We start from the raw sequence: 25679 nt of genomic DNA on the forward strand, positions 1-25679 counted from the left end.
GCAATAACTTCTCCTTTGATTCTATAGAATCAGCCTTTAAAAGGGAGAAAATTTATATGAAGCGCGTTCAAAATATCACACTCCCTAGAAATTTAATCATCAGAAAAAATTCTAAAAGCTGAATTATCCGGAAATTTTTTTAGCAATATTGTACTACCATTTTAAAAAAATGTTCCTATCTTTTAAATAATAAAATATATATCGTTTTTTATTCTTTACATAAAATACAGAATAAGTTAAACGCTTTTAACAAATTTAGGAGGGGGATAAATATTTAAGGGTACATAGATGCGTAAAAAATGTCTTTTATTATGCACAATGAGTGGGGTTTTATTTTGTTCTTATTATAACATAAGTTATGCAGATAGCGATACGATAGAGAGAATCTCAGCTAATATTAATAGCCAGCCAATAGTCTTAAATAATCTAAATGTTTATGACAGGGAAATTGCAATAGAGGCTGATCGCTATCCTTTAACAATTACAATGAATGGAGGAAGTGTTTCAGGTTTTTATGCTCTTAGCGCAACGAATGGTGGAAGTATTAGTGGCTCAGGCATTCATGCAAAAGCAGGGCACGTTGGTTTGCTAGCCTCAGATGGTAGAATTAGCCTTAAAAATTCAATCATAACTGTTAAGCGTGGATTCGGTATCGCCTTTCAACCGCAAACAATACCTCACGGAGGATATAATACCAATGTAGTAACGTTCCTCAATACAAAACTATTTGTTAAAAGTGGTATAGGTATTTTAGGACCTTTTGCAGACGGTGAAATAATCCTTCAAAATTCAAAAATTCATGCTGATGTTTTAGTAAAAAATAAAGCACATCCAGGAAACAATAATACTACTCTTATACTAAACGCAAATCATTCTACTTTAGAAGGTGGTACAAGGCTTTTACAACAAGAAGCTGCATCACAACAAGAAACTGCAAATGGAACACAACATCGTAATAACCAATCTGTAATCCCTGCGACAAATTTACAACAAAAAATAATTTTTAATCTCAACCATGGTTCCAAATGGATTTTAAGAGCCAGTAAAACAGAAACAAATGCGCAAGATAGTATGCTTGGTCCTATTCCAACAGCATTGATTCTTGATATTGCTCAAAGGTCCCATTCTGACATTTCTATACTCAATCTCAGCAATAGTACTGTTGCTTTTGAAAGCCCAACAGAAGGTCATTATCAAACATTGTATGTAGGAACAGGAACAGATGGCCGTGAAGCAGTTTACAATGCACAAGGTCATGTAAATCTCCACTTAAATGCTCAGTGGAGTGATGATAGAAGAGCAGATCTGCAAAAAACTGACCGTGTTCTTGTTTCTGGTCATGTAACAGGATCAACAACAGTTCATACCAATGTTTATGGAGACCCTAAAGACGTAGCTGTATTTCGTCCTGGGAATGAACGCGGGATTTCTCTAATTCAAGTTTATGGAAATGCAAAAGAAAATTCCTTTGAATTAGCAAATGGCTATACCACCGTTCACGATTCACCTTATAAATATGTGTTAAATGCTTATGGGCCAAAATCAAGCCATGGTGTAGCTAATATCAACCAAAGGTTGTCTGGTGTAAATTCACATAATAATGCTTTTTGGGATTTCCGTCTGCAAAATCAATACCTCGATTCCAGTGCAAAGATAAAAGCTCTTGTACCGCAAATGGCAAATTATTTAGTGATGCCGAGTGCTTTATTTTCTGCAGGTTTCACTGACATTGAAAATCAAAATACTCTCTTAACTAACATTCGAACAATGCCATGGGAAATGAAAAGCAATAAAAAGAGCTCTTTCTTCTTGTCTTCCTATGGAAATAAAGCGACTTTATCATCCAACCGTACTGCGCTTGAATACGGTTATGGTGCTGATATCGGCTATGCTGCTTTACAAACAGGTGTTGCATTGGCTGCATTGGAAGGGCAAAACACTTCTTCATATTTCGGGCTTTTTGGCACTTATGGAAAACTGTCTTTCACACCACAAAATATGGCAGATGTTAAGAAGACTACACTCAATAAATGGACCCTCACAGCTTATAGCAGTATACAGCATAATGGTGGGGTGTATGTTAATATGCTTCTGTCTTATGGTTTTTTGAGAGGGAATATCTCCAATGCCATTATCGGTCAAACTGCAAAAGTGGATAATGCAAAAACATGGAGTGCGTCTGCTACCTTGGGGAAACAGCTAGCAACCAGCGTTAAAGGCTTGGTATTCGAGCCACAGACACAGATTGCTTATCAGCAGTTGATATTTCGTACCATTCAAGATACCAATAAATTTAAGGTAGATATGGGCAGTCCTTATCAGTGGTTAGCTCGTATAGGTGGGCGTTTGGTTAAAAATGTTAATCAATTTGAAAACGGTCGTACCCTTTCTTTCTATGGTAAGCTCAATCTTGTCAATGTTTTTGGCGAAAGAAAAACAATACAAGCCGGCAAGAAAAACTTTCAATTTGATTCTATAGGATCTGCAATTGAAGGGGGAATAGGTTTTAATGCACAGTTTGTTCAAAACATTACATTCCATGGAGATATTAGCTATCAGCAAAAACTTCAAAAAGCTGGCTTATCTGGAGCTATTTTCTCAGGAACATTGCGTTATCGCTTTTAAAAAGTGTTTACATATCTTTAAGTTATAAAATATATATTGTGTTTTATACTTTACATAAAACACAGAATAAGTTAAATGATTCGTTAGAGCTCTTAGAAGGGAAATACATACTTAAGGATATATACATGCGTAAAAAAAGTCTTTTATTATGTACCGTCAGTGGGTTTTTTTTATGTTCTTATTATAGCACAAGTTATGCACAGAATGGTGGGAAGCAAATACGCAGTGCATCAACTGTTATTGCTGACTCTTCTTCTCATGGACAACAGCTTAGTCGTACACAACAAGTACAAAGGAGTGTGGATAACCCTTATAAACAGACTATTAATGCAAGAAACGCAATAAGAGTTGATGGCTCTTCTCTTTCTTCGCCAAAAACAGAAACAATAATAGGAAAAGATGTTTCAGGTTTTTATGCTCTTGACGCAACGAATGCAACTATTAATGGTGAAAACATTCGTGTAACAGGTGGACAAGTTGGTTTGCTAGTCTCAGATGGTAAGATCAACCTTAAAGATTCACTCGTAACTGTCGAGCGTGGAGCTGGTATCACCTTCTTTTCTTACAAACCAAGAACCTATACAGAAGATAACAATGTAGTAAAGTTTTTCAATACAAAGTTGTTTGTTAAAAGTGGTATGGGTATTTTAGGGCCTTCTGCAAACGGCACAGTATTCCTTAAAAATTCAGAAATTGATGCCGATGTTTTAGTAAAAAATAGAATGCGTAGAGGGGATAATATTGGTACTCTTACACTAATCGCAGATCATTCTATTTTAAAAGGTGGTACAAGGATTTTAAAACAAAATGATATAGAAATTTTAAAACGAAAAAATATAGAGGCTTTAAAACGAAACGATATAGAGATTTCAAAACGAAACGATATAGAGATTTCAAAACAAAAAGATTTAGAGATTTCAAAACAAAAAGATTTAGACAAAGCGGAAGCACGATTGATACGTGAGCGTGATATGATTGCTCAAATCAATCCTGACTCAGCAAATGCCTACGACGCTTTACTACGAGGTCAAATAAATTTAAGAAATCACCACGCTTTTAATTTTAAAAAGCTTAATAATGGCAGACATAATAATAATTACCGCGAATACAATCCAAAAGTTATTCACGCATTCAAAGCTATAGAAGTAGGAAAAGCTATAAAAGCTATAGAAGAAGAAAAAGTGAGAATAGCTATAGCAAAAGCAGAAGCTATAAAAGAAGCTAAAAAGAGAGCAGAAAAAGCTAGAGAAGCAGCACAAGCACGTTATAGGAGTGATCAACGTGATGCGGAGGGGATTTTAAAGCAAAAAACAGTTTTACATCTCAACAATGGTTCCAAGTGGATCTTAAGGGTCAGTAAAACAGAAACAGATGACAGAGATAAGATGCTTGGTCCTGTTCCAAAAGCATTTATTCTTAGTATTGCTCAAAGAGCTCATTCTGATATTTCTGTGCTTCATGTCGACAATAGTTCTATTATTTTCGAAAGCCCAACAGAGGGTCATTATCAAACATTGTATGTAGGAGCAGGAAATCCTGAAACCCAAAAAGTCTATAATGCAGGAAGTAATGCTAAACTCTATTTAAATACTAATGGGCGAAAAGCTGACTGCCTATTTGTTAATGGAGATGTATCAGGATCAACAACAGTACATGTTAATATCCAGGGAAATATTCCGAATATAGCTAATTTACTCTTTTTAACTGGCTCTCTTCCTTCAAATAAGCGTGGGATTTCTCTTATCCAAGTTGTTGGGCAAGCAACAGAAAATTCCTTCAAACTAGCGAAGGGTTATATGACAGTTAGCGGTTCACCTTACAAATATACATTGAATGCCTATGGACCAACATCACGTAATGGTTTAGCTGATATCAACCAAAGATTTTTTAACGTAAATTCATATAATAATGCTTTTTGGGATTTCCGCCTGCAAAATCAATACCTCCCCAACTCAAACGTAAAGGCTCTTTTACCGCAAATGGCAAACTATTTAGTGATGCCAAATGCCTTATTTGCTGCAGGTTTTACTGATATTGAAAATCAAAATGCTCTCTTAACCAATATTCGCCCAATGCCATGGGAAATGAAAAATGATAAGAAACTTTTCTTTTTATATCTTCTTATGGAAACAAAGCGACTTTATCATCTAACCGTACTGCGCTTGAATACGGTTATGATGCTGATATCGGCTATGCTGCTTTACAAACAGGTGTTGCATTGGCTGCATTGGAAGGGCAAAACACTTCTTCATATTTCGGGCTTTTAGGCACTTATGGAAAATTGTCTTTCACGCCACAAAATATAGCAGATGTTAAAAAGTCTACATTCGATAAATGGCTCTTCACAGCCTATAGCAGTATACAGCATAACAGTGGAGTGTACATCAATACATTCTTATCCTATGGTCTGTTTAGAGGAAATATCTCCAATGCCATTATCGGTCAAACTGCAAGAGTGGATGATGCAAAAACGTGGAGTGCGTCTGCTACCTTGGGAAAACAGCTTATAACCAGCATCGAAGACTTGGTGTTTGAACCACAGACACAGATTGCTTATCAGCAATTGATGTTTAATACCATTCAAGATACCGATAAATTTAAGGTGGATATGAGCAATCCTTACCAGTGGTCAATTCGTATGGGTGGGCGTTTGGTTAAGAATGTTAACCAGTTTGAAGACGGTCGTACCCTTTCTTTCTATGGTAAGCTCAATCTTATCAGTGTTTTTGGTGATGGAGGAACAGTACAAGTTGGCAAGAAGAGTTTCTATTTTGACCCTATAGGACCTGCAATTGAAGGGGGAATAGGTGTTAATGCAGAACTTATCCAAAACGTTACATTCCATGGAGATGTTAGCTATCAGCAAAAACTTCAAAAAGCTGGCTTATCTGGAGCTATTTTCTCAGGAACATTGCGTTATCGCTTTTAAAAATATTATTTTACTTTGATCAAAAAGATAATTTTATGTGCTTGTCTTTTTGATAGGGGGGGTTTTATTGCGTTACCAAAAAGGAATTAATCTACCTAAAAAGTTGCTTTTCTATTTTTGGGAAAGAGCTAAAGTGTGATAGGTATTTTGATTAGCAATTGGGAGTGTCTGAGCACTAAGTTGTTTTTGTATCTGTAAAGCTGATAGACGTGCTGATTGAGCATCCATATTAATATCAACTAAAGCCCTAATATTTGAATCAATATTCCCAACCAATGTTTTGACAAGTTCAGGCTGAATATTAATTAAATCAATTGTAGAATTAATTTTAGCTTCTGCAGTTAAAGTTGCAGTAATTGAATCTTGAATATTGTTCTGAAGACTCTCAAAAAGGATATCACGTACTTCAGTAGATAATTGATTAACATCCCTCATTTTTACAAAATCTACCAGAGAAATACCATCTACAATTGTCTTAAGTTCAGCTTTTGCCTTATTTAAAGCTTCATTATTTCTTGCATTGTCATCAATAGCTTGCTGAGCATCATTATACACCACTTTATGAGTCAACAAAGGATCAGTAGCATAATGAGTTTTTGCTTGAATAAGAGTATCTTTTAATTTTTGAAAGTCTTTTTGCGCTGTATCAAACGCCACTTTGGTCGCATCAAAATTTGTTGTTGTACCTGTATTAAAAATATTCTTCAAAATGCCTTTAGACATATCGATTGTGCCATCGATATTTAAAACACCAAAGTTCAATTCTGGACCGCCAATTTCAATGCTATCAACATAAACAGTTAAACCCTCATGCCTATAAGAAGAAGGAATTTTGGCTTTCATCCCACCATTGGCAACAATATTTCCTGCACTAATAGCAGCCTCTTCAATGGCATAAGAGAGATCTTTCACATGTTCTGCAATATGATCTTGAATCTTTGAAAAATCTTCAGCCCCCTTGGTGTATGCAGAAATCACCAACTTCTCGATTGTGTCTAACGAACCTTTGGTAAGCTCAACCACAGTTTTTGCAACTTCAACCTGCTCTTTGCTCTGCTTAATAGCATCAACAACTGAAACTATTGTAGCACTATCATATTTCATCATTGGTGAAATTGATTCATAAGCAGCGTGATCTGGCGTATTGCGAATTTGTAACTCTGCTTCACGCTGATCTTGTAGTCGGCTTGAATGATTATCAATTGATTGTACTGTTTGCAATGCAACCGCTGACTGATTTGCAAATAAGTTTATAGCCATAATTATAGCCCCCAAAAAAATAGATGGGATATGCTAGGGGCCCTCCCCCAAGCTTGCATCAAAAAAATAAATATCTATTAGAAATATAAATTAAAGTATATTTTTATGTTTATAATAATAAAGTACTTTGTAAAGTATATTTGTGTTTTAAATACAAATATATATTAAATATAGTTAATGGCTGTATTAACTATATCTAAAAAGATCTTATTAAACTTCCAACGAGCAGATTCCAACCGTCGATTAACACGAAAAACAAAATTTTAAATGGTAAAGAAATAACTGTTGGTGGAAGCATCATCATCCCCATTGACATTGTCAATGTCGCCACAACAAGATCTATTACCAAAAAAGGTAAAACAATAAGAAAGCCAATTTCAAATCCACGGCGTAATTCAGAAATCATAAAAGCAGGAACTAAAACCCGAAAATCGATATCAGCCCCTGTTTTAACATTAAAAGAAGGGTCAGAAAGATCCACAAACAAATCAAGATCTTTTTCACGAACCTGCGATATCATAAATTCACGAAAAGGTTGGCTAATTTTTTCTATCGCTTTTTGTTCGCTGATTTCATTTTTTATTAAAGGCTGAACCCCCTGCTCCCAAGCAGTATTAAATGTTGGCGCCATCACATAAAAGGTCATAAATAAAGCCAATGATATCATCACCAGATTGGAAGGTGTTGTTTGCAACCCTAAACCTGAACGCAAAAGCGAAAAGGCAATAACAAAACGAGTGAAACTTGTCACCATAATTAACAAACCAGGCGCCACTGACAAAACAGTCAACAAACCAAAAAGCTGAACAATCCGTCCACTGATTTTGCCGTCAGTTGGTGCGAGGAGTCCTGAAAGGCCGCCAGTGCTTGCCAAATTTGTTTGTTGTGCAAACACGTCTGTAGCATCTGTTGTTACCAACAAAAGCATCATGAATACAAAACCGACAAATTTCTTCATTGTTCTATTACCAAACTCGAAATCAAAATATTGCTTATTTTATCATCAGAACGAATTTTAGCGCGATCAAAAAGATCGCTACGTAAATTCATTAAACCCGATGGCCCTTTACTTGTTCAATCGTCATTTGATGTAAAAACGATACAAAATCATTCGATATATCAGCGACCATATCCGGCGAAATATTTTCACCAGGTTTAACAACTAACGCAATCTCCATTCGAATCCACGTTTTATCCGGCACCGCTATATTAGTCAAAATAGGAGGCAAAATAATCATACGTGAATCGTCCATAATCAAACTTGCTGAAGCTTTTGCCACTGGTTCTTTAGAATCATTGGAACTTGGTGTTACTTCTTTACTCACCCACATACCAAGAAGCCACCCAGAAGCTGCAGCAACGACTGTCAAAACAACCCCAACGATCAATAATGTTTTCACACTATTGTCTTCTTTTTCTGTTTTTTCTTCTTCCTTCGGCGCTTCTGCCATAAAGAACCCCTTATTATCACAAATAATGAAATGCAGTTATTTTATTGATTGTCTGCGATTATTATTGAACAAATCTCAAATTTTAAAAAGACCCTTACAGTATAATTGAATTAGAAAGGTGCAATTTGATTGAGTAACTGTTGACCGTAAGGAGGTTGTTGTATCTCACTCATACGCCCACGCCCTCCATATGAAATGCGTGCTTCAGCAATTTTGTCGTAATCAATCATATTATTGGCAGAGATATCACGTGGGCGAACAACCCCGCAATATTGAGAATACGCATTTCATAATTAACCCGCACTTCCTGCGAACCACTAATAACCAAATTACCATTTGGCAAAACATCTGTTACAACAGCAGCAATGGAAAGGCGAATGTTTTCTTGCCGCTCTACTTTACCATCACCTTTAGATTGGTTTGATGATGATGCTTCAACACCACCTGCAAGCTTTTCTAAAAATGAATACTCTGTTCCAACAGTATATTTGGAACTTGAATCCCGCTTTAAATCACTTTTATTGTTGAAACTGGCACGATCATTAATAAATATTTGCACAGTCAATACATCACCAGGCTTCATTGCCCGTGGATCACGATAAAAGTTATTAACAACATTGGGGCGATAGAGCGAATATTTGCTTTCTTTTGGTGCCGGTGGATAAAAATGGGCTGCACGTGAAGGCGCAAAACCTAAATCTGCACGTACGGGAGAAAAATCTGGTGTTGAATTAAAATCCTTTGGATTATAAGAACACGCAGCCAATGGCATTAACATCAAAGATATGCCAGCCTTTAAAAAAAAGTGCAAAGAGCGTTTTTGACTGTGTTTCATCTTTTTCACTTTCATCATTACTTTGTATCAATCACTTGTTGTGCTTGTTTCTTTTTTGACGAGGTCTGTTGTGCACTCACAAGTATTTGCGTTAATTCAGCTGATTTTTCAGGAGGCAACTCATTCATAATAGCACTTGATATTTTAGGGCTAAGCTTAAGCACAAGTGAAGCTGCCACCAGGTCACTCATTAAAGCTAATTGAGCAGCTGCTGCATCGGGACGCATCTTTGAAATAATCTCAACCAAAGAATCTTCTGCCATTGACAAAAATTCATTACGCTTTTCGAGCCAAACTTCATACTCGCGCCGTTTTTCTTCTAAAGTTTTTACACGTTCATCAATTTGATCACGCAATTGTTGTAATTGTTGACGTTGTAATTGAAAGCGCGCATCTGCAGCCTGACTGCCAATATTATCACAAAAACGTTCTACTTCTTCTGTATCTTTCTTAGACAAACCTTGTGTCGATGAAACAGGTGAAGCCTTTATCTCTGAAGTACTATCTGCAGGTGTTGTTGTAGATGTTGTTGCAGGTGCCTTTGTAGGTGCTTTTGTAGGCGCTTTTGTTGGCGCTTTTGCCTGATCCAACCGGTTTGCAGATTTTACCTTCTTTGCGGGCGAAGGAGCTGGTGCCGATTTTTGTGCTGGATCGGTAACAGAAGCAAAAATGAACATTGGCTCAGGGCTTAGATCAAGTGCATCTTGCGCATAACCCTTGCCCGCTCCACACACAATGAGAACCGCTACATAAAACCAAGAAGAATAAAACTGTAATTTTATCATTGAACAACAAGCTCCGCATGAAGAGCACCTGCAGTTTTAATAGCCTGCAAAACTGCTATAATGGCTGTTGGTTTGACACCAATCTGATTAAGCCCTTTAATAAGATTATCTAAATCTACCCCATCTAAAATACCAATGTTGGATACTGGCTGATCAACATCAACAGATGTTCTGGGCACAACAACCGTATCTCCATCACTAAAAGGATTTGGCTGTGAAACTTCTGGCTCTTCTGTTACACGAACTGTCAAACTTCCGTGTGAAATCGCCACACGTGAAACACGCACCTTTTCACCAATGACAACAGTCCCTGTACGTTCATCAACAACCACACGTGCCACTTCATCTGTAGGAATAGGAAGCATTTCAATTTCAGCAATAAAACGCGCCATTGAAATATTGCGGGGTTTATTCAAAACAACAGTTTTTGCATCACGCTCTTTAGCAACATTGTGCTTATAACGCTTATTGGCAAAAATATTAATTAAATCTGACACACGAACAGCTGTTGAAAAATCAGAGTTGCGCAACTCCAAAATAACCTCATTACCCTGGTTGAAATTGCCTTCAATCTTCTGCTCTACCAACGCACCATTAGGAATACGACCCGATGTTGGAACACCTTGCGTCACACTTTCTGCCACGCCTTGAGCACCAAAACCAGAAATAACCATATTGCCTTGCGCTACCGCATAAGTTTTACCATCCGCCCCAAGAAGCGGTGTCATCACCAATGTTCCACCTTGTAAAGATGTTGCATCTCCCAATGCAGAAACCGTCACATCAATGCGTGATCCTGGGGTGGCAAAAGGCACCATCTCAGCTGTAACGATAACAGCAGCGATATTATTGGCACGTGATGCACCAGCAGGAGGGCTCATCCCCAAATTATCAAGCATGGCTCGCATAGCTTGCTCTGTAAAGGGTGCATTTCGTAAAGAATCACCCGTACCATTCAAACCAATCACCAAACCATAACCTACTAATTGATTAGAACGCACACCTTGAATTTCTGCAATATCTTTCAAGCGTGCGACCGCACCTGGACGAGCCAAATCTGCGTAATGCATTTTAGCAGGATCACCACCAGCCCCTAACCAAGCAGCATCAGCTGCCGCTGGAGAGGTATACTGTTCTACATTTTTGCCCCCTTCATCCGCAAATGCTGGAATAAAGACTGGAAAAAAGCCTATCAAAGAAGCAAAAAAGAAACGAGAAAGAGAACGCGTAACCATTAAAAACCTACTCTCACGTCACCATTTTGTAAAACAGTGCCCATTACAATACGGCCTGAATCGGCATTACGAACTCGAATAAGATCGCCTGAGGATCCCGACTGTAAAACCACACCCAAAGCAGTGATCTGCAAATTATTCATTTGAAAAATTAATTTGGTTGTTTGACCACGCTCGACTAAAACCGGGTCCCCCAAAGAAGCAAGTGAAATGGGGCGACCAGCTGTTAAGGTGCGTTTTGCAACCTTATTAAGAAGCTGATTCATCTGTGTAGCATACAAAGAAGCAGCTTCAGATTTTATAAAAAAGCTTTTTTCACTTAAACCTACATCACTCACACGCTGCCCAGCATAAACGGACTTGTTAGGAACAATAAAATTGACCCGATCAGCATAAACTACTGTCAATGAAAAGAATGATAACAAAAAGGCTGTAAGTAGAAGCAAAAGCTTTTTCATAGCATTTACCTTAAATTCTTAGAAACAACCGCCGCCATTTCATCTGACGCCTGAATTACTTTAGAATTCATTTCATAAGAACGCTGCGCTGCGATCAGTTCTGTGATTTCTTTTACAGGATCAACATTAGAAGATTCAAGCATTGCCTGCATAATGCCGCCATACCCATCATCTTTTGGAAAACCTGGTACCGGCGCGCCAGAAGCAGGTGTCTCACGGAAAAGATTATCCCCTACTGCTTCCAAACCAACTGCGTTGACAAAGTTAACCAAATTAAGGCGACCAGCTTCCACAGGGGTGGGATCCATATCAGTTTGATAATAAACAGTTCCATCAGGGCTTACTGTTATATTCTTACTTCCTATAGGAATTGTGATAGCAGGTTGCACTAAATTGCCATCCAATGTTTCAATCTGCCCTGTTTCACTTAAGTTAAAAGCACCTGAACGTGTGTAAAAAACATTGCCATTAGGATCTTGCACTTCAAACCAGCCATTTCCGTTAATAGCTAAATCCAATGCATTACCAGTTTGAACAAAAGCCCCTTGCATATTAACCTTACGAACTGCTGCAGTGCGCACCCCCATTCCAATCATCGCACCTTCAGGCACAATAGCTTGATTGAGCATATTGGGAACACCAACTGCACGATCTGCCACATACATTAAATCGGCAAATTCTGCGCGCGCACGTTTGAAACCTGTTGTGTTAATATTTGCTAAATTATTAGCAATAACATCAAGGTTGGTTTGCTGAGCAGCCATACCTGTTGCAGCAATTGAAAGTGATCTCATGACCATGGTTTTTTCCTATATTTTTTTAAACTCTGTTCAGCCTATCTTAAATTTGCATCCGGCTCACTTCAAGATATGCTTGTACCATCTTATCACGTAAAGCAATAGCTGTACTTAAAGACCGTTCAGCTTCCATCACAGAATTCACAACTTCACGCACACCAACATCATTGCCAGCCAAGCTACCAATAGAAAGACTTTCTGCATTTTGTAATTTCATTTCAGCTGTTCCTACAACTTCAGACAAAATTTTACTAAAACTGACACTGCTGCTCTCTTCAGCTGCCTGAACAGGTAAATGTTGCATAGCAGCACTATTCATCTGCCCGCTTACTTGGCTTGATGAATCCAAAGAACTGCTAGAGATTATGGAAGTGAGGGCCTGAATCATTTTTTTAACGCTCCTACAAAAATTCAAATATAAAATTCGCCGATAACGCAATGAATTGCCTTATCATTTCAGTAAATCAATTGTTTGTGAAACCAAATCGCGCACCTGGCGGACAACTTGTAAATTCGCTTCATAAGAACGATTTGCTTCACGCATATCTGCCATCTCTACAATAGAATTGACATTGGGATATTTCACATAGCCATTACTATCAGCAGCCAAATGCCCTGGTTCGTAACGCATAATAAAAGGCGCTTTATCATTGCCAATACGTGTCACCTGCACACCTTGTGCATCACTGTGCGGATTAAGAGCAGCTTCAAAACTGACAGTCTTGCGCCGATAAGGTGATGCACCTGGGGATTTCCCCGTTGAATTGGCATTAGCCAAATTCTCAGCAATAATACGCAAACGCATTGACTGTGCACTTAAACCTGTTGTGGCAACTTGCTCTGCTGCAATTAGTCTATCAGCCATAATTATGACCCTCCTTTAACCGTCACCATCATCATGCGATGAAAAGCCTTAACAATGGCAGTGTTGAGAGACATCTCACGATTAACCTCTCCGCCTTTACGCATTTCTTCTTCTAAATCAACATTATTTCCAGAATGCGTAATCTCCATGATATTTTCAGAGCGAATAGCTTGGGCTTCCATACCATTGTCCGTCAAATCTATATGACGGACATTGGTAACAGCCATGGAAATCGTTTGGTTTTGCAAAACAGTCGGAAAATCTTGCACGTCACGGGCTTTGTACCCCGGTGTATTAGCATTAGCCACATTGCTAGCAATTGCCTTCTGGCGCACAGTTAACCAATCTGCTTGTTTGTTGGCAATATCAAAAAGATTGACTGAATCCATAATTTTATAATCCTTAAATCCTTGGGAGAGATGATAAGAAAACAATCTTGCGCGAGCCTTGTCTGTATGTTTTTTAAAGTAAAATAAAGTATAAATATCAACTTATATTTATAATTTTAAGAACAGTAATCTAAAAATAAATATAAACATAATATATAATGTATAAATTTTATATCAATTTTGCCCTTTGTAAGTCATAAAATCAAAACATTGGTTCTTACTGAAACTTGTCTTTCTACCTTCATAAACTAAAAACCATCTCTCTTATAGATATTGAATAATCTCTATTGATAAATAAAATAACCTCTTGGAAAGATGCTCTTTAACTTTGTCTCTCATAGGCAATTATTGACTTTTCAATAACTTTGCCAATTCATCGTAAGGGTCATGAACAAGGGGCATATCAGGGCTTTGTTTCATAGCAGCATAAATAGATGGCACTAAAAAGATTGCCTGATCAAGGACCTGATCTGTCCCCGCACGATAAGCACCCATTGCACGCAAATCACGTGTTTCTTCGTATCGAAAAATCATTTCCTTCAAATTTTGAACCAATATGCGTTGTTCATCTGTCCAGCTATGAGGTGCCAAACGTGAAATAGAAGCTGGAATATCAACAGCAGGAAACCTTCCCTGGGCAGCAATAGCACGATCAAGCACAATATGGCCATCTAAAATCCCGCGAATTGCATCAGAAATAGGATCATTATGATCATCACCATCAACCAACACTGCATAAACACCTGTAATAGACCCCTTGCCTTCTCTACCAGAGCCTGCTCGTTCTAATAAACGTGGCAACTCACTAAAAACCCGGGGGGAAACCCACGTGAAACAGGTGGTTCATGAGCAGAAATAGCAATTTCACGCATTGCTAATGCATAACGTGTAACCGAATCGACCACGAGTAAAACGTTGTCACCCAAGGAGGAAAAATATTCTGCAATTGTTGTAGCCATGATTGGAGCTAAACGCCGCATCATTGGGCTTTCATCACCTGTTGCAATCACTGCAACCACTTTGTCTAATTTGTTGTGCAATGTATCATCAAGCATATCACGCACTTCACGGCCACGTTCACCTGTAAGTGCTAAAACAACTGTATCAAAATGATCAGCTTGCATCATCATCGACAAAAGGGTTGATTTTCCAACCCCAGAGCCAGCAAAAATTCCAATACGCTGACCAAAACAAAGAGGTGTAAAAATATCAATCACTTTAACGCCTGTACGTAACCCCTTTTTCACACGTGCACGTTTGAGTGCTGGTGGCACATCACCTTCAACTGCCATATTGCGTGGGCCAGAAAGCAGTGCCCCCTTACCATCGATAGCCTCTCCCAAAGCATTAACAACACGACCACACCAAGAACGATCTGGCGCTACAAAAAGCGGACCTTTCGGAAAAACAGAAGCCATAAGAACAGGAACAACCGTTTCATCATAAGGTTTAATCAAAACATTTTCTTCATTAACATGAATAATTTCACCCCGCACTGCCTGCCCATCACAATCAATACACACTGTATCACCAAGCAATACAGATTGTGATAAACCACGCGCAACCAATGTACCACGCGCCACATCGCTTATAACCCCCCTTGATTAACCAAACAAGAGGAAGGGTCATCTTGATGTGTAACAAAAGAAAGTAACCGGCTCAAAGCTGTAGGTGGAGCATCTGCCTGTTTTTCCTTAACAGATGGAACGCCACCCTCTTCATTCGTAAGATCTGTATCTTTAAGCTCTGCATTCGTAAGATCTGGATCTGTAGAATCTGCACCTACAGGAGAAGCCTTTGTATCTGAAGAAACCATTGGCGTAGTATCTTTTAAAACATCCGTTGGTGCAGAATCATTTTTGCTTTTTTGCATTGCATAATAACTCTTTATAAAAGACTTGTGTGATCAATCATTTTAAGATTTTCCACCAAGAATTTGAATAGATTTAGAACGCATTTCTTCCTGCTGACGCAACATTGCCTCAACCCGTTCAAAAGCGCGACTTACTTCGATAAGACGCGTCATCTCAGACACACCATTCACATTAGAGCTTTCAATGTAACCTTGTACAACCTTATCACCAATCCCCCCTTCTGACTGCATGGCAGGTCTATCAGGAATAACAGAAGCATTAGGGCCATAACGCAATTGAGTCCCCTTTTGAAATTGAAACAGACCAATTTTTCCAACCAAAACATCCTTTTGATAAATGCTTCCATCTGCTGAAATACGAGGGGTACCCCCTGCAGGATTAAGCTGGATTGGTGCGCCCCCATCATCTAAAAAAGGCAGTCCTGTTACTGAAACCAATCCACCTTCTGGTGTCATAATCATTCGACCATCGCGGGTATAAACTGGCCCAAAAGAAGCTTGCATAGAAAAATATGAATCACCCCCTACAGCAACATCAAGAGCATTACCGGTTTTTACCAAAGCACCTCGATCTGTTGAAATATATCCCTTACCAGCGCTCGCAAAAACGACCTGATCTCTTTGCTCGCGTGCAACGGGAGATACCAATGTGTCAAACTTCATACCACCAGCGCGAAAACCTGGTGTATTAACATTTGCCATGTTTTGTGCAATTGTTTCCATCCGGCGTGCCAAACTGATTTGACCCGACACTCCCACATAAATCGGATTTTGCATAAATCTGCCTCTTTTTCTTATACTATTTAACGATACTCTTTAAGCATTACCCCGCTTAAGAGATTGTAAAGCCACCATTGTCTCAGGAGAAAACGCTAATCCGCTTCCTAAATTTGAATCTTGTAAAAGTGTGAGAGCAGGGTTTGTATCTGTTCGATTTTGTGCATCATACATAGCAGAAAAACGCGCAATAAACTGCTCTAATTTTTTGGGGTCTTCTAAATCTCCAAGGGACATGCGTGATTCTAACAAAGATTTTTGCGCTTCAATTTTTGATGAACGCACACTTTCTGGAATATTCAGAGCTGTAAAAACCACCGCTGATAAAGCTTTATCTCCAAGAATTTGATAAGCCCAACTTTTTTCTGAAAGAACACCACTTTTTGTCATTTCCCCAATAGTACGGGTAAAATACAAAGCCAAACGTGTTCCTTCATTTTCTTCACCAACTTTTATTTCTAAAGTTTGCTGCATATATTTATTTACAGTGCCTGTTTTGGCACTCTCTCTTTGAGTGGCCTCTTCACCATAAACGCTAAAATTAAAAGCTGCTGCAAATTGCTGATAACGCCTATCTGTCAATTGAGAAGCATAATCAGGGTCTGAAAGCACTTTACGCATCATACCTTTTGCATAAATCATATCTTCCAAGCCATAAGCCTTCATAGCATAGCGATAGATTCGATCATCTGCCAAAAAATCATCAACTGACCTTATACCTATAATATGACTTACATAATAGTCTGTCTCACGCTTAACCTGAGGCTCATTAAAAAGCTGACTCGATGTTTGTTTCATATTATCGATTGTACTTCTATAACTCATATATGTGCTAATCATAGCAAACCTCTTTCTAGGCAGACTTCTTTAAAGTATAAAACTTGTCTGAAACTGATGATAAAAATGCTTTTTATTGCAACAATATTTTATTATAACAGTATTTTCAATTTAGCGTTGTTGATATACTTAAAAATTTTTTCATAAATTCTTGTGCATTTTAACACTTTTTTATAGCATTGCATAAAATTACAAATAATTCATCATGAAAAATTGGTAAGCTTTACACAAGCATAAAGATTTATCTTTCACCAAAACTAGAAAATAGGAGACCACGGTATTGGGTGTCATTATAGGATTAGTGCTTACTTTAGGATGCATAATTGGCGGTTACGTAGCCATGGGCGGACATCTTGATGTTCTGGTACAACCATGGGAGTTTGTTATTATTTTGGGTTCAGCCATTGGTATTTTCATCGTCTCTAACCCTTTTAGTGTGATTAAAGATGCAATGAAAGCAACATTGGAAGCAACAACAGACGCGGTTCCCAAACAAAAAGATTTTTTAGCAACCTTAGGTTTGCTCTATGTTCTTATGCGGGAAATGCGCTCAAAATCACGCTCCGAAATGGAGGGTCATGTTGACAACCCCAGAGAATCTGCACTTTTTCAGCAATATCCTTTGGTTTTAAAAGATAGTTCTCTAACCAGTTTTATTTGTGACTATTGTCGTCTTATTATCATGGGAAACGCTCGCCCTTTTGAGATTGAAGCCTTAATGGATGAAGAAATTCACACAATTGTAAAAGATTCTGAAAAATCTTCTCATGCTCTGCAAAATATGGCTGATGCTCTGCCAGCGCTTGGTATTGTGGCAGCTGTTTTGGGTGTGATTAAAGCCATGGGTGCTATTAGTGAGCCACCAGAAGTGTTAGGGCGTTTGATTGGAGCAGCTCTTGTTGGAACATTTGCAGGTATTTTCTTTTCCTACAGTGTCTTTAGCCCCATCGCCACAAAAATTAAAACGGTGCGCCATAAAAAAACACGTATTTATATTGTCGTGAAACAAACACTGTTGGCTTATATGAACGGCGCAATACCACAAATTGCACTAGAATATGGACGTAAAACCATTTCAGCAAAAGATCGTCCAACAATTGATGTTGTAGAGCAACACACAATCGTTGGTCCAGGTGCTGAAAAAGAGGCCGCTTGAACATGACTGAACAAACTGAACAGACAGAGCAGACAGAGCAGACTGCGCAAACCGAACAGGCTGCGCAAACTGAGCACAATATCAATGAAGAGAAAAAGCAAGATGTGTTGGCCCAACACATTTTGCGTGCGGCTGGTCTGTCAAGTGATGACCTTATGTCATTTCAATATGTGTTTCGTGATGCAGCGAGCAGTCTTTGTGCACAGTTAGGCCATTATACATCCTTAGAATTTTCTACCGATGTACAATCGCTTGATACACTTAAAAGTGATAAGATTATTCAAACGATCGGAACAGATACATTATTGATTTATTTTAGCTCTAGTCTTTGGGGAGATGATGTTATCTTTGTTCTTGATGCAACCTTGGTTGATCTTATAACAGAAGCGTTTTTTGGTGCAGCAGAGCCAAAGCTTATAAACCGTAATGGACGCCCCTTTAGCCCAACAGAATACAAAATAAGTGAATATTTTGGAAAATTGTTGGCTAACACAATGGATGGAATATTTGGTACAGGTGATGGCTCTCTTTTACTTTTTAAGCAAATACTCAAAGCGCAAGAGTTTAATGCAGAAACCTTTCATCAATCACAGATGTTTTCTTGCACTCTTGGGGTCAAATGCAATGAAATAGAAACAAACGTGAATATCTTAATGCCACGCAGTTGCCACCGCCCTATTCAAGAAGCCGTTACACGGGCCTTGCGCGCACCTGCAAAACATACAGATCCGCTTTGGGCTAAACGTTTAAAACAAGAAGTAAGCCGAGCACACGTATCTATTGAAGCGTTTATCCAACAAGGATCAATGACTTTAGATGAATTATCAAAACTTCAAGTAGGGCAAGTTCTGTCCCTTCCTGCCAATGCTGTTAAACAGATAAAATTACGCAGTGGCAAAAAATCTCTTTATAAATGCTCCCTTGGTAAAATGGGGACAAATTTTTCCATCCGGGTCACTGATCCTATTGATGAAGAAAAGGAAATGATTGATGAGCTGGTTCATAGTTAATATAGCAAGTGCACTTCTAGCACTGGTATCGTTAGGTGTTTTTATTATAACTACACGAAAATTGACGACAACAATCCACATGGGTCGAGAATTGGCTAAACAAGTTCAGACCGGAACTGCTTGCCTTGATCGAGCAATTTCAATATTGCGTGAAGAACATCAAGAGTTTCGTGATGAAAACCGCAAAATGGATGCACGTATTATTGAATCAACACGGATTCGGCGCAACATTGATCGCTCTGTTGCTCATATGGAAAATGTCCGCAATCAACTACAAAGCGATTTTGACCATTTTCGTGCCACTTTAACTGCTAAAGCTCATGAGCCTACAATAGAAGCTGGTGCACCACATACGCACCAACAGCCACCCATTGTTCCCAAAAACTTTCCGGTTTTTGTGCAGCGTAAAATGCACTAAGATCCTCTGAATAATAAAATACAATTTTAAAATAGAAAACCTCAAAGCCTTTACAAACCAAAGAGTATAAGGCAAAAACAAAGAATATGGTGACAAAAATGACAAATGATATAAATCCTCCTGGAGGTGCTAAAGGGGTAAACCCAGCAACGCCACCCCGTCCAGCAACATCACCTAGTCCCGTAGGAGCAAAACCTGGGATGCCAGGTGGTGCCGGAGCAAGTGCACAAAAACCAGGGATGAGTACCCCCGGCGCAACAGCAAGCAGTGGCCCTGCTTTTACTGCATCAGCAGGAAAAACTGTTGGAAGCATGGGTGCTACAAATGCACAAAAAAATACAAATGAAGTGCATAGCAATCCAGAACTCATTATGAGTATCCCAGTTGAAGTTCAAATTGTCTTAGGTTCAACCACTATGCCAGTAGCAAACCTAATGGATTTAGGTCGCGGTTCAGTGATTACGCTTGATAAGCAAATTGGAGACCCTATTGATATTATCGTCAATGGTCGTATTATCGCGCGTGGTGAGGTTATCGTTCTAGAAGACGATCCTTCCCGTTTTGGGGTAAGCCTTACCGAAGTTATGGGCAAATAAATTAACTTGCAAAATGTGAAAAACAAATATGACGCAGGCAATGAAAGAAAAAATGACAGAAGTAATAAATGTTGTACCAGAAGACGAATTGGAAAATACGTTACCTGATACACATGTGTCTTCTAAACTTATTGATACACTTTCTGGGCAACAAAAAGTTGCAGCGCTCCTTGTTGCTTTAGGAAAACCTGCTGCTGCGCGTCTTTTAAAACATTTCACTCCAGATGATTTACGCCGTCTGAGTGGGCAGGCGCATACTTTACCCAACATTTCTCTTGCTGATTTTGAAATTCTGGTTCGTCAATTTGAAGATGCCTTTGCTGAAGGAGCTTCTTTTTCTGAAGCTGGTTCACGTTTTGACAATCTGGTACAAGAAACATTATCAGAAGAAGAAGCAGCTTTAGTTCTTGACCCTTCAAAGGCACCAGCTCCACCTCGCGAAAGCCTTTGGGAGATTATTGCAAAATTAAACATTGATGTTTTGCAAATGCATTTTGCGCAAGAACATCCCCAAGTGGTTAGCTACATTGTTTCGCGTCTTTCTTCTGAAATTGCAGCAAAAATTTTAATGGCGCAGCCTATGGCGGTGCGTGCTGATCTTACCCGTAGAAGGTTACATCTACGCCCAGTTTCGCCAGAAATAGACACAGTCCTTGATGAAGCGCTGCGTCCTGTTTTCTCACAAGACAATAATGTGGGAGAAAAAGCTCATCACGGGCAAGTGGCCACCATCCTTAATGAGCTTGATAAAGCAGATGTTGACGAGATGCTTGCAAATCTTGATGATTTGAGTTCAGAAGATCTGGAAAAAATTAAAGCAAAGCTTTTTGTTTTCGAAGATATTCCGCGTTTGACAGAACAAGCACGATTACTGCTTTTTGATAAGATTACAGCTGATACCGTTATTACAGCTTTGCATGGTGCAGATAATCAGATGAAAGACCTTGTTTTAAATTCTCTTTCACAACGTACACGGCGTATAGTGGAAGCAGAACTTTCTTCTGGCAATGACTCCATCCAACAAGAAGCAATTATGAATGCACGCCGTAATATTGCCCAAACAGCAATCAAACTATCAGAACAAGGAACAATTAATCTCTCAGGTGAAGAAGGAACGTCTTAAAAGGCGCGCTTAAACCAACATGTCAGATGAAAAACCCGATAAAGAGAGCAAAACAGAAGAACCAACAGAACACAAAATTCATAAAGAAGAAGAAAAAGGAAATCTTCCCTTTTCTCGTGAATTGCCTATTTTTTCTTCTCTTTTAAGCTTTAGCGTAATTTCTATTTTTATTGCTTTTCCGGCCATATCACAGCTTTCGCATTTTTTGCTTCAATGGCTTGAACGCCCTGAATCGTGGCGCATTAACACTGCAGAAGATGTTAAACATTTGATTTATTTAGTAGGTGGTAATGTAGGCTTAGCTTTAGCACCTATTTTAATTATTATACCCCTGATCGGTATAAGTGCATCAGCTATACAACATGTACCACGTATTATTATGGAGCGCATTCGCCCACAATGGTCGCGCGTTTCACTTAGTAATGGATTTGAACGCATTTTCAGTAAAGCAGGGTTAGTGGAATTTTTAAAATCATTAACCAAACTGATCGGTGTGAGCATAATTGTTTATATTATGTTTTTTAAAAACAATACAATTTTCATCAATGCATTATTAACAGATGCACCAGCTTTACCAGAATATATTCGTGAAAAACTCGTCGGTCTGTCGCTCTCTTTCATTGTGGCCGTTGCTGCTATTGCAGGGTTTGACTTAGCATGGTCACGTTTTCACTGGCGCCAAAAACTACGCATGAGCAAACAAGAAATTAAAGAAGAGCATAAAAGCCTTGAAGGAAACCCTATGATCAAAGCACGGATGCGCTCCTTAGCACATGACCGCATGCGTCTGCGAATGATTTCTAATGTTCCTACTGCAACCTTAATTGTGGCAAACCCGACCCACTTTTCTGTTGCTTTGCGCTATAAACCACCCTTGATTATGCACCAGTTGTGGTTGCAAAAGGGCAAGATATTCTCGCCTTACAAATTCGTGAAATTGCTGTCGAAAATGACATCCCTGTTATTGAAAATGTAGAATTAGCACGTACATTGTATAAACAAGTTGAAGTCGACCAAGTTATCCCCCTGAATTATATGAAAGTGTTGCTGCTTTAATTCGCTTCATCAACAGTCAGAAGATCCATTAAAATAAGCATTTGCAACTTTTTCAAAATGCAACACCAAATTAATATAAACTTTAAAATACCAAAACAATAAATAACATAAAGTCATACGATGAAAAAAAATTATATAACTGAAATCCGTGAAATGTTTCTGGCAAAACAGGTAGCGCAATTTATTCCAGAATTACGACTGATCGATGTGGGTGACTTCATTGCCTGTATCCACACAGAGCGTTTTAACCATCTTTCCGAACTGATTGAAAGCGCCACAGAATTGCGTTTTTACCCTAATACCATGCGTTTTGCGCGTAATGCCAGTTATGAATTAGATTGGAACACTACACCAAAAATCTTGCTTCATATGGAATTTTCAAATGAAGGCGTACAAGCCTTTTTCCGGCTCATCATGTCATCAGAAGAATTTGGAGTTGAATTGGATAAGTGCATTTTGAAAACCCATCCGATGAAGAAACAAATACCAGTAATTTGATGAATGCACTCAATAATGCACGAATACAAAAAAGACTTACCCACTAAAATATGCACTGCCTCATTAAAATACGAACTGTATTGTGGATTAAAGCACCACACCTTAAAGATAAGAAGGGTGCAAGACAAATAAGAAGAATGTAAGATAAAAAGCAAAGATGCTAAATGTTATTATACAAATAAGCCTCTCTATTTGATAACAAAATAAGAGGCTTATTTTATAATATCCCCCCCCTCACCCCGCGTGGATCTTATTAAGGTGGACATATTTAATATAAAAATAATTTTCTAACACTAATAACTTGCGCAGAAGTCTTTTAAAAACCCTTTTCTAAAGTACAATTTTTTGAAAACTTTATGCTTCAAAAAAGCTTCTTATACCATAGTTTAAATATTTCTATCCCGTATGTTTCATATCGCGTATTTGATCAGCTGGAAGATAATTAAACTGTTTCACAAGCAAATCTTTCACGACAGGCGTTGGAAAATGCTGATTAACTTCATCTATAATCTGTTTTTTAACCGTCTCAAATTTTATCTTCTCGACAGCACGTACATCTGAATAACTGTCCCAAAAACATTTAAAAATAGCATCATTAATCAATACACTTAAAGGAAGGGACACATCTTTCTCAACTTTCTTATCTATAAGATAAGTTAATTGTGAAATTATATAACCCTGGACAACTCCCTCAACTAAAATGGGAACACTGATGACTTCTGTCTGACCAGAACTAACCTCTTCTACGACGGGAGCAGACGCTTCTGAAATATCGGGCTTTACAGCATTCACTTTGACACTCAACATTAAAATGCCAAGAGCTACCAAACAACCCCATACCCCCATCGCAATCATTTTAATCATTTGCGGCTTCCAGCATTAACTAAAACAGGATCATAAGTTCCATCTGTCTCTTCAGCGCGAGCAACTGTTTGCATAATTTGAGAAAGTTCCTTAACAGCTTCTAAATGCACTTGAAGCAATTCACTATTGCGCTGTAACTTTCCCTGTAAATCAGATAGTAAACTTTCTATTTTATTTTCAACATCTTGGTCCAAATACCGCATAACATCTTTCATCGACTGATTAAGATCACGCAGACCACGTGTTTTACGTAAATTAACCTCTTCATAATCTGGAACACCGTGGCTTTCAAGCATATTGCTTTCATAATCAACCACTTCTGTCAGCCCTTTAACGGCAGCCATAAATTTTGTTATTGCCCAATCACGACCAATTAGATCATTGTTGAGAACTTTTGTTTTTAATGCAACATTTTCATCATCACATTGCGCTACAGACATTTTTATTCCCCTTTATGGTATTTTAATTGTCATATTAAATAGTTTGTGTTCGGTATTAACGTGCCAGATCAGCTCATTTTATGAACGACCGCACTAATGATAAACAGCGTCTTTAATGGGTAGCATTTATTCTATTTCTCTCTCCATTATATGACCCCTCTTCTTTCTTAGCCTGTTCAGAAATCAACATTTGCGCAATGCCAATTCCTCCAGACGTAGCAAATTCTTTAGCTAATTGTTCAGCCATCATAAATTTCCAAATTTGCCCTGCTTGCCCCTTTCCAAAAATGGATTGCATCTCAGTTGTGAACATATTTTCAACAAAAGTCTGCAGTATAAAGGCTTCAAAGTTTTTAAAGGCTTCAGTATTTTTGTTCTCTACGCTGTGCGGTTTTATGTGTACTTGTTGAAGTTCGTGTTGTGTTACGGTATGTGAGTTTGTGTAATCAGCGTGCACGAGTTGAGCAAAATTATTTTCTTGGTGTGCAACAGTTTGTGTGCGTGCTGTGTTGCGTAAATCACGCAATTTTTCAACAGAAGCGCGATATTCAACTGGGTCAGCTGCGCGCGCAACATCAAGAACAATATCTGAAGGTGGCTGAATAGCCATGAGCTTCCCCTTTATTAACTACCATTCGCTTTTCTTTGTTTCAAATTTTTAAGTTTCGTCTTAAATTTGACAATAATGTATGTTTTTCTTTAATTTCATAGAAACGGTTTGTATTCATTTGAGTAAAATTACTCTTCGTGCACAAAGCGTCTTGCGTGCGTAGAGCTTTTGCACATAATGTATTTCTAAACAAAACACAATATTTAAATAAATCACCCCGCGTGGATCACTATAAGAACATTATGTAAAGCAACTAAAGCACCATACGCTGCCTCTTTTTAAACTCGTTTTTCTTTGTAATGCATATTTTCTACAAAGATAGGATTTTTTTTATTCTTTCAATAGCTGTAAAAAATAAAGTAAACCCTATAACATTTAAGCACTATAAAACACCAAACTTATGTCAAACTGACGTCTTTTATTATTTTATCTGCAATATAATCTTCAAGCATATTACTAAATTGTTGACGTTCTTCTATAACTTTAACCTCTTTACACTTTTCTTCTAATCGTTGCAAACAGCTAGAAGCTTCATGCACAATTTGTTTTTTTTGTACAATTTGTCCCTGAAGATGTTTTTCTGTTTTGGCTATACGTTGTAAGCGCCGTGCTAAAAAACTGGCATCCAAAAAATCAGGAGTTTTTTCCTTTTCCATTAAGGAAAAAAGTGCTCGCGTCTCCTCTTCACAAGCAGAAAGCTCATTGTGTAAACCTTCTAATTCAATCTTATGATAAGTTTTCATAAAACTTTGTATCTTAAGAAGCTTACGGTAGCGTTTGCCTTTTTGCATT

The 25679-nt window shown here is 38.2% G+C and carries 24 protein-coding genes and 4 pseudogenes; 10 read left to right on the plus strand and 18 right to left on the minus strand.

The window, feature by feature from the left end:
• The first annotated feature begins 288 nt into the window (after positions 1–288).
• The 3 genes and pseudogenes from BscR1v2_RS06150 (at position 289) to BscR1v2_RS06155 (ending at position 5554) form a co-directional block, all read left to right on the plus strand.
• Entirely contained in the window at positions 289–2625 is a 2337-nt protein-coding gene (locus tag BscR1v2_RS06150) for an autotransporter outer membrane beta-barrel domain-containing protein (RefSeq protein WP_078690105.1), read from the plus strand.
• 1385 nt (positions 2626–4010) lie between these two features.
• Positions 4011–4445, plus strand: a pseudogene (locus BscR1v2_RS08340) (autotransporter outer membrane beta-barrel domain-containing protein); the annotation flags it as partial.
• A 293-nt stretch (positions 4446–4738) separates the two neighbouring features.
• Positions 4739–5554: an autotransporter outer membrane beta-barrel domain-containing protein gene (locus tag BscR1v2_RS06155; RefSeq protein ID WP_078690106.1), complete on the plus strand. Its 816-nt coding sequence runs from the start codon at positions 4739–4741 to the stop codon at positions 5552–5554.
• Positions 5555–5665: 111 nt separating this feature from the next.
• Here BscR1v2_RS06155 and BscR1v2_RS06160 read toward each other — a convergent pair whose 3' ends face one another.
• From BscR1v2_RS06160 to BscR1v2_RS06230, 14 genes and pseudogenes are all read right to left on the minus strand, one after another.
• Positions 5666–6814, minus strand: coding sequence for a hypothetical protein (locus tag BscR1v2_RS06160; protein WP_078690107.1), 1149 nt, complete (start codon positions 6812–6814; stop codon positions 5666–5668).
• Positions 6815–7010: 196 nt separating this feature from the next.
• On the minus strand, positions 7011–7772 hold the full coding sequence (gene fliP, locus BscR1v2_RS06165; protein ID WP_010701587.1) for a flagellar type III secretion system pore protein FliP: 762 nt from the start codon (positions 7770–7772) through the stop codon (positions 7011–7013).
• Between the two features lie 91 nt (positions 7773–7863).
• Positions 7864–8265: a flagellar basal body protein FliL gene (locus tag BscR1v2_RS06170; protein WP_236828994.1), complete on the minus strand. Its 402-nt coding sequence runs from the start codon at positions 8263–8265 to the stop codon at positions 7864–7866.
• Between the two features lie 110 nt (positions 8266–8375).
• Positions 8376–9043, minus strand: a pseudogene (gene flgH, locus BscR1v2_RS06175) (flagellar basal body L-ring protein FlgH).
• Between the two features lie 74 nt (positions 9044–9117).
• Positions 9118–9885: a MotE family protein gene (locus BscR1v2_RS06180; RefSeq protein WP_078690108.1), complete on the minus strand. Its 768-nt coding sequence runs from the start codon at positions 9883–9885 to the stop codon at positions 9118–9120.
• On the minus strand, positions 9882–11120 hold the full coding sequence (locus tag BscR1v2_RS06185) for a flagellar basal body P-ring protein FlgI (protein ID WP_078690109.1): 1239 nt from the start codon (positions 11118–11120) through the stop codon (positions 9882–9884). Before BscR1v2_RS06185 ends, BscR1v2_RS06180 begins: the two co-directional genes overlap by 4 nt.
• A complete protein-coding gene (flgA, locus tag BscR1v2_RS06190; protein WP_078690110.1) occupies positions 11120–11578 on the minus strand; it encodes a flagellar basal body P-ring formation chaperone FlgA in 459 nt (152 codons plus the stop codon). Before flgA ends, BscR1v2_RS06185 begins: the two co-directional genes overlap by 1 nt.
• Before the next feature lie 5 nt (positions 11579–11583).
• The gene (gene flgG / locus BscR1v2_RS06195) at positions 11584–12372 is read right to left on the minus strand and encodes a flagellar basal-body rod protein FlgG (RefSeq protein ID WP_034990291.1); all 789 of its coding nucleotides are present in this window, start codon (positions 12370–12372) and stop codon (positions 11584–11586) included.
• 46 nt (positions 12373–12418) lie between these two features.
• Complete coding sequence (gene fliE, locus BscR1v2_RS06200; RefSeq protein ID WP_078690111.1) at positions 12419–12763, minus strand: flagellar hook-basal body complex protein FliE; 345 nt, start codon at positions 12761–12763, stop codon at positions 12419–12421.
• A 63-nt stretch (positions 12764–12826) separates the two neighbouring features.
• On the minus strand, positions 12827–13240 hold the full coding sequence (gene flgC, locus BscR1v2_RS06205) for a flagellar basal body rod protein FlgC (RefSeq protein WP_010704237.1): 414 nt from the start codon (positions 13238–13240) through the stop codon (positions 12827–12829).
• Between the two features lie 2 nt (positions 13241–13242).
• Positions 13243–13629: a flagellar basal body rod protein FlgB gene (gene flgB, locus BscR1v2_RS06210; RefSeq protein ID WP_010704238.1), complete on the minus strand. Its 387-nt coding sequence runs from the start codon at positions 13627–13629 to the stop codon at positions 13243–13245.
• Between the two features lie 345 nt (positions 13630–13974).
• Positions 13975–15292 (minus strand): annotated as a pseudogene (locus BscR1v2_RS06215) (FliI/YscN family ATPase).
• 252 nt (positions 15293–15544) lie between these two features.
• Positions 15545–16279, minus strand: a complete 735-nt coding sequence (gene flgF, locus BscR1v2_RS06225) for a flagellar basal-body rod protein FlgF (RefSeq protein ID WP_078690113.1) — start codon at positions 16277–16279, stop codon at positions 15545–15547.
• A gap of 39 nt (positions 16280–16318) precedes the next feature.
• Positions 16319–17119: a DUF1217 domain-containing protein gene (locus tag BscR1v2_RS06230; RefSeq protein WP_078690114.1), complete on the minus strand. Its 801-nt coding sequence runs from the start codon at positions 17117–17119 to the stop codon at positions 16319–16321.
• Between the two features lie 277 nt (positions 17120–17396).
• On the opposite strand from BscR1v2_RS06230, the gene motA reads away from it, so the two are divergent.
• The 7 genes and pseudogenes from motA to BscR1v2_RS06265 all read left to right on the plus strand — a co-directional run bounded on the left by motA (position 17397) and on the right by BscR1v2_RS06265 (position 22973).
• Entirely contained in the window at positions 17397–18272 is an 876-nt protein-coding gene (gene motA / locus BscR1v2_RS06235) for a flagellar motor stator protein MotA (protein WP_010704242.1), read from the plus strand.
• A 2-nt stretch (positions 18273–18274) separates the two neighbouring features.
• Positions 18275–19282 carry a FliM/FliN family flagellar motor switch protein gene (locus tag BscR1v2_RS06240; protein WP_078690115.1) on the plus strand — a complete coding sequence of 336 codons (1008 nt, stop codon included), beginning with the start codon at positions 18275–18277 and terminating at the stop codon, positions 19280–19282.
• The gene (locus BscR1v2_RS06245; RefSeq protein WP_010704244.1) at positions 19263–19700 is read left to right on the plus strand and encodes a BAB2_0123 family type IV secretion system effector; all 438 of its coding nucleotides are present in this window, start codon (positions 19263–19265) and stop codon (positions 19698–19700) included. The genes BscR1v2_RS06240 and BscR1v2_RS06245 overlap by 20 nt, the downstream gene beginning before the upstream one ends.
• Positions 19701–20011: 311 nt before the next feature.
• Positions 20012–20296: a flagellar motor switch protein FliN gene (fliN, locus tag BscR1v2_RS06250; protein ID WP_078690333.1), complete on the plus strand. Its 285-nt coding sequence runs from the start codon at positions 20012–20014 to the stop codon at positions 20294–20296.
• Between the two features lie 52 nt (positions 20297–20348).
• Positions 20349–21419: a flagellar motor switch protein FliG gene (locus BscR1v2_RS06255; protein WP_236828995.1), complete on the plus strand. Its 1071-nt coding sequence runs from the start codon at positions 20349–20351 to the stop codon at positions 21417–21419.
• 19 nt (positions 21420–21438) lie between these two features.
• Positions 21439–22507, plus strand: a pseudogene (gene flhB / locus BscR1v2_RS06260) (flagellar type III secretion system protein FlhB).
• A gap of 88 nt (positions 22508–22595) precedes the next feature.
• Positions 22596–22973 (plus strand): hypothetical protein, encoded by a 378-nt coding sequence (locus tag BscR1v2_RS06265; RefSeq protein ID WP_236828996.1) that lies wholly within the window; start codon positions 22596–22598, stop codon positions 22971–22973.
• A 396-nt stretch (positions 22974–23369) separates the two neighbouring features.
• On the opposite strand, the gene BscR1v2_RS06270 is transcribed toward BscR1v2_RS06265, so the two are convergent.
• The 4 genes from BscR1v2_RS06270 to BscR1v2_RS06285 form a co-directional block, all read right to left on the minus strand.
• Complete coding sequence (locus BscR1v2_RS06270; protein ID WP_078690117.1) at positions 23370–23837, minus strand: hypothetical protein; 468 nt, start codon at positions 23835–23837, stop codon at positions 23370–23372.
• Positions 23834–24277, minus strand: a complete 444-nt coding sequence (locus BscR1v2_RS06275; RefSeq protein ID WP_078690118.1) for a flagellar protein FlgN — start codon at positions 24275–24277, stop codon at positions 23834–23836. Before BscR1v2_RS06275 ends, BscR1v2_RS06270 begins: the two co-directional genes overlap by 4 nt.
• 112 nt (positions 24278–24389) lie before the next feature.
• A complete protein-coding gene (locus BscR1v2_RS06280) occupies positions 24390–24887 on the minus strand; it encodes a rod-binding protein (RefSeq protein WP_153302003.1) in 498 nt (165 codons plus the stop codon).
• A 398-nt stretch (positions 24888–25285) separates the two neighbouring features.
• Positions 25286–25678: a hypothetical protein gene (locus tag BscR1v2_RS06285; RefSeq protein ID WP_078690119.1), complete on the minus strand. Its 393-nt coding sequence runs from the start codon at positions 25676–25678 to the stop codon at positions 25286–25288.
• Position 25679: the final 1 nt, after the last annotated feature.

Origin of the sequence: Bartonella schoenbuchensis R1, assembly GCF_002022685.1 — a bacterium.
Classification (GTDB): domain Bacteria; phylum Pseudomonadota; class Alphaproteobacteria; order Rhizobiales; family Rhizobiaceae; genus Bartonella; species Bartonella schoenbuchensis.

Coding starts and splice junctions, on each gene's coding strand:
- BscR1v2_RS06150 (WP_078690105.1), top strand. CDS start 289: ATGCGTAAAAAATGTCTTTTATTATGCACAATGAGTGGGGTTTTATTT.
- BscR1v2_RS06160 (WP_078690107.1), bottom strand. CDS start 6,814: ATGGCTATAAACTTATTTGCAAATCAGTCAGCGGTTGCATTGCAAACA.
- fliP (WP_010701587.1), bottom strand. CDS start 7,772: ATGAAGAAATTTGTCGGTTTTGTATTCATGATGCTTTTGTTGGTAACA.
- BscR1v2_RS06170 (WP_236828994.1), bottom strand. CDS start 8,265: ATGGCAGAAGCGCCGAAGGAAGAAGAAAAAACAGAAAAAGAAGACAAT.
- BscR1v2_RS06180 (WP_078690108.1), bottom strand. CDS start 9,885: ATGATAAAATTACAGTTTTATTCTTCTTGGTTTTATGTAGCGGTTCTC.
- BscR1v2_RS06185 (WP_078690109.1), bottom strand. CDS start 11,120: ATGGTTACGCGTTCTCTTTCTCGTTTCTTTTTTGCTTCTTTGATAGGC.
- flgA (WP_078690110.1), bottom strand. CDS start 11,578: ATGAAAAAGCTTTTGCTTCTACTTACAGCCTTTTTGTTATCATTCTTT.
- flgG (WP_034990291.1), bottom strand. CDS start 12,372: ATGAGATCACTTTCAATTGCTGCAACAGGTATGGCTGCTCAGCAAACC.
- fliE (WP_078690111.1), bottom strand. CDS start 12,763: ATGATTCAGGCCCTCACTTCCATAATCTCTAGCAGTTCTTTGGATTCA.
- flgC (WP_010704237.1), bottom strand. CDS start 13,240: ATGGCTGATAGACTAATTGCAGCAGAGCAAGTTGCCACAACAGGTTTA.
- flgB (WP_010704238.1), bottom strand. CDS start 13,629: ATGGATTCAGTCAATCTTTTTGATATTGCCAACAAACAAGCAGATTGG.
- flgF (WP_078690113.1), bottom strand. CDS start 16,279: ATGCAAAATCCGATTTATGTGGGAGTGTCGGGTCAAATCAGTTTGGCA.
- BscR1v2_RS06230 (WP_078690114.1), bottom strand. CDS start 17,119: ATGATTAGCACATATATGAGTTATAGAAGTACAATCGATAATATGAAA.
- BscR1v2_RS06240 (WP_078690115.1), top strand. CDS start 18,275: ATGACTGAACAAACTGAACAGACAGAGCAGACAGAGCAGACTGCGCAA.
- BscR1v2_RS06245 (WP_010704244.1), top strand. CDS start 19,263: ATGAGCTGGTTCATAGTTAATATAGCAAGTGCACTTCTAGCACTGGTA.
- fliN (WP_078690333.1), top strand. CDS start 20,012: ATGGGTGCTACAAATGCACAAAAAAATACAAATGAAGTGCATAGCAAT.
- BscR1v2_RS06255 (WP_236828995.1), top strand. CDS start 20,349: ATGACAGAAGTAATAAATGTTGTACCAGAAGACGAATTGGAAAATACG.
- BscR1v2_RS06265 (WP_236828996.1), top strand. CDS start 22,596: ATGAAAAAAAATTATATAACTGAAATCCGTGAAATGTTTCTGGCAAAA.
- BscR1v2_RS06270 (WP_078690117.1), bottom strand. CDS start 23,837: ATGATTAAAATGATTGCGATGGGGGTATGGGGTTGTTTGGTAGCTCTT.
- BscR1v2_RS06275 (WP_078690118.1), bottom strand. CDS start 24,277: ATGTCTGTAGCGCAATGTGATGATGAAAATGTTGCATTAAAAACAAAA.
- BscR1v2_RS06280 (WP_153302003.1), bottom strand. CDS start 24,887: ATGGCTATTCAGCCACCTTCAGATATTGTTCTTGATGTTGCGCGCGCA.
- BscR1v2_RS06285 (WP_078690119.1), bottom strand. CDS start 25,678: ATGCAAAAAGGCAAACGCTACCGTAAGCTTCTTAAGATACAAAGTTTT.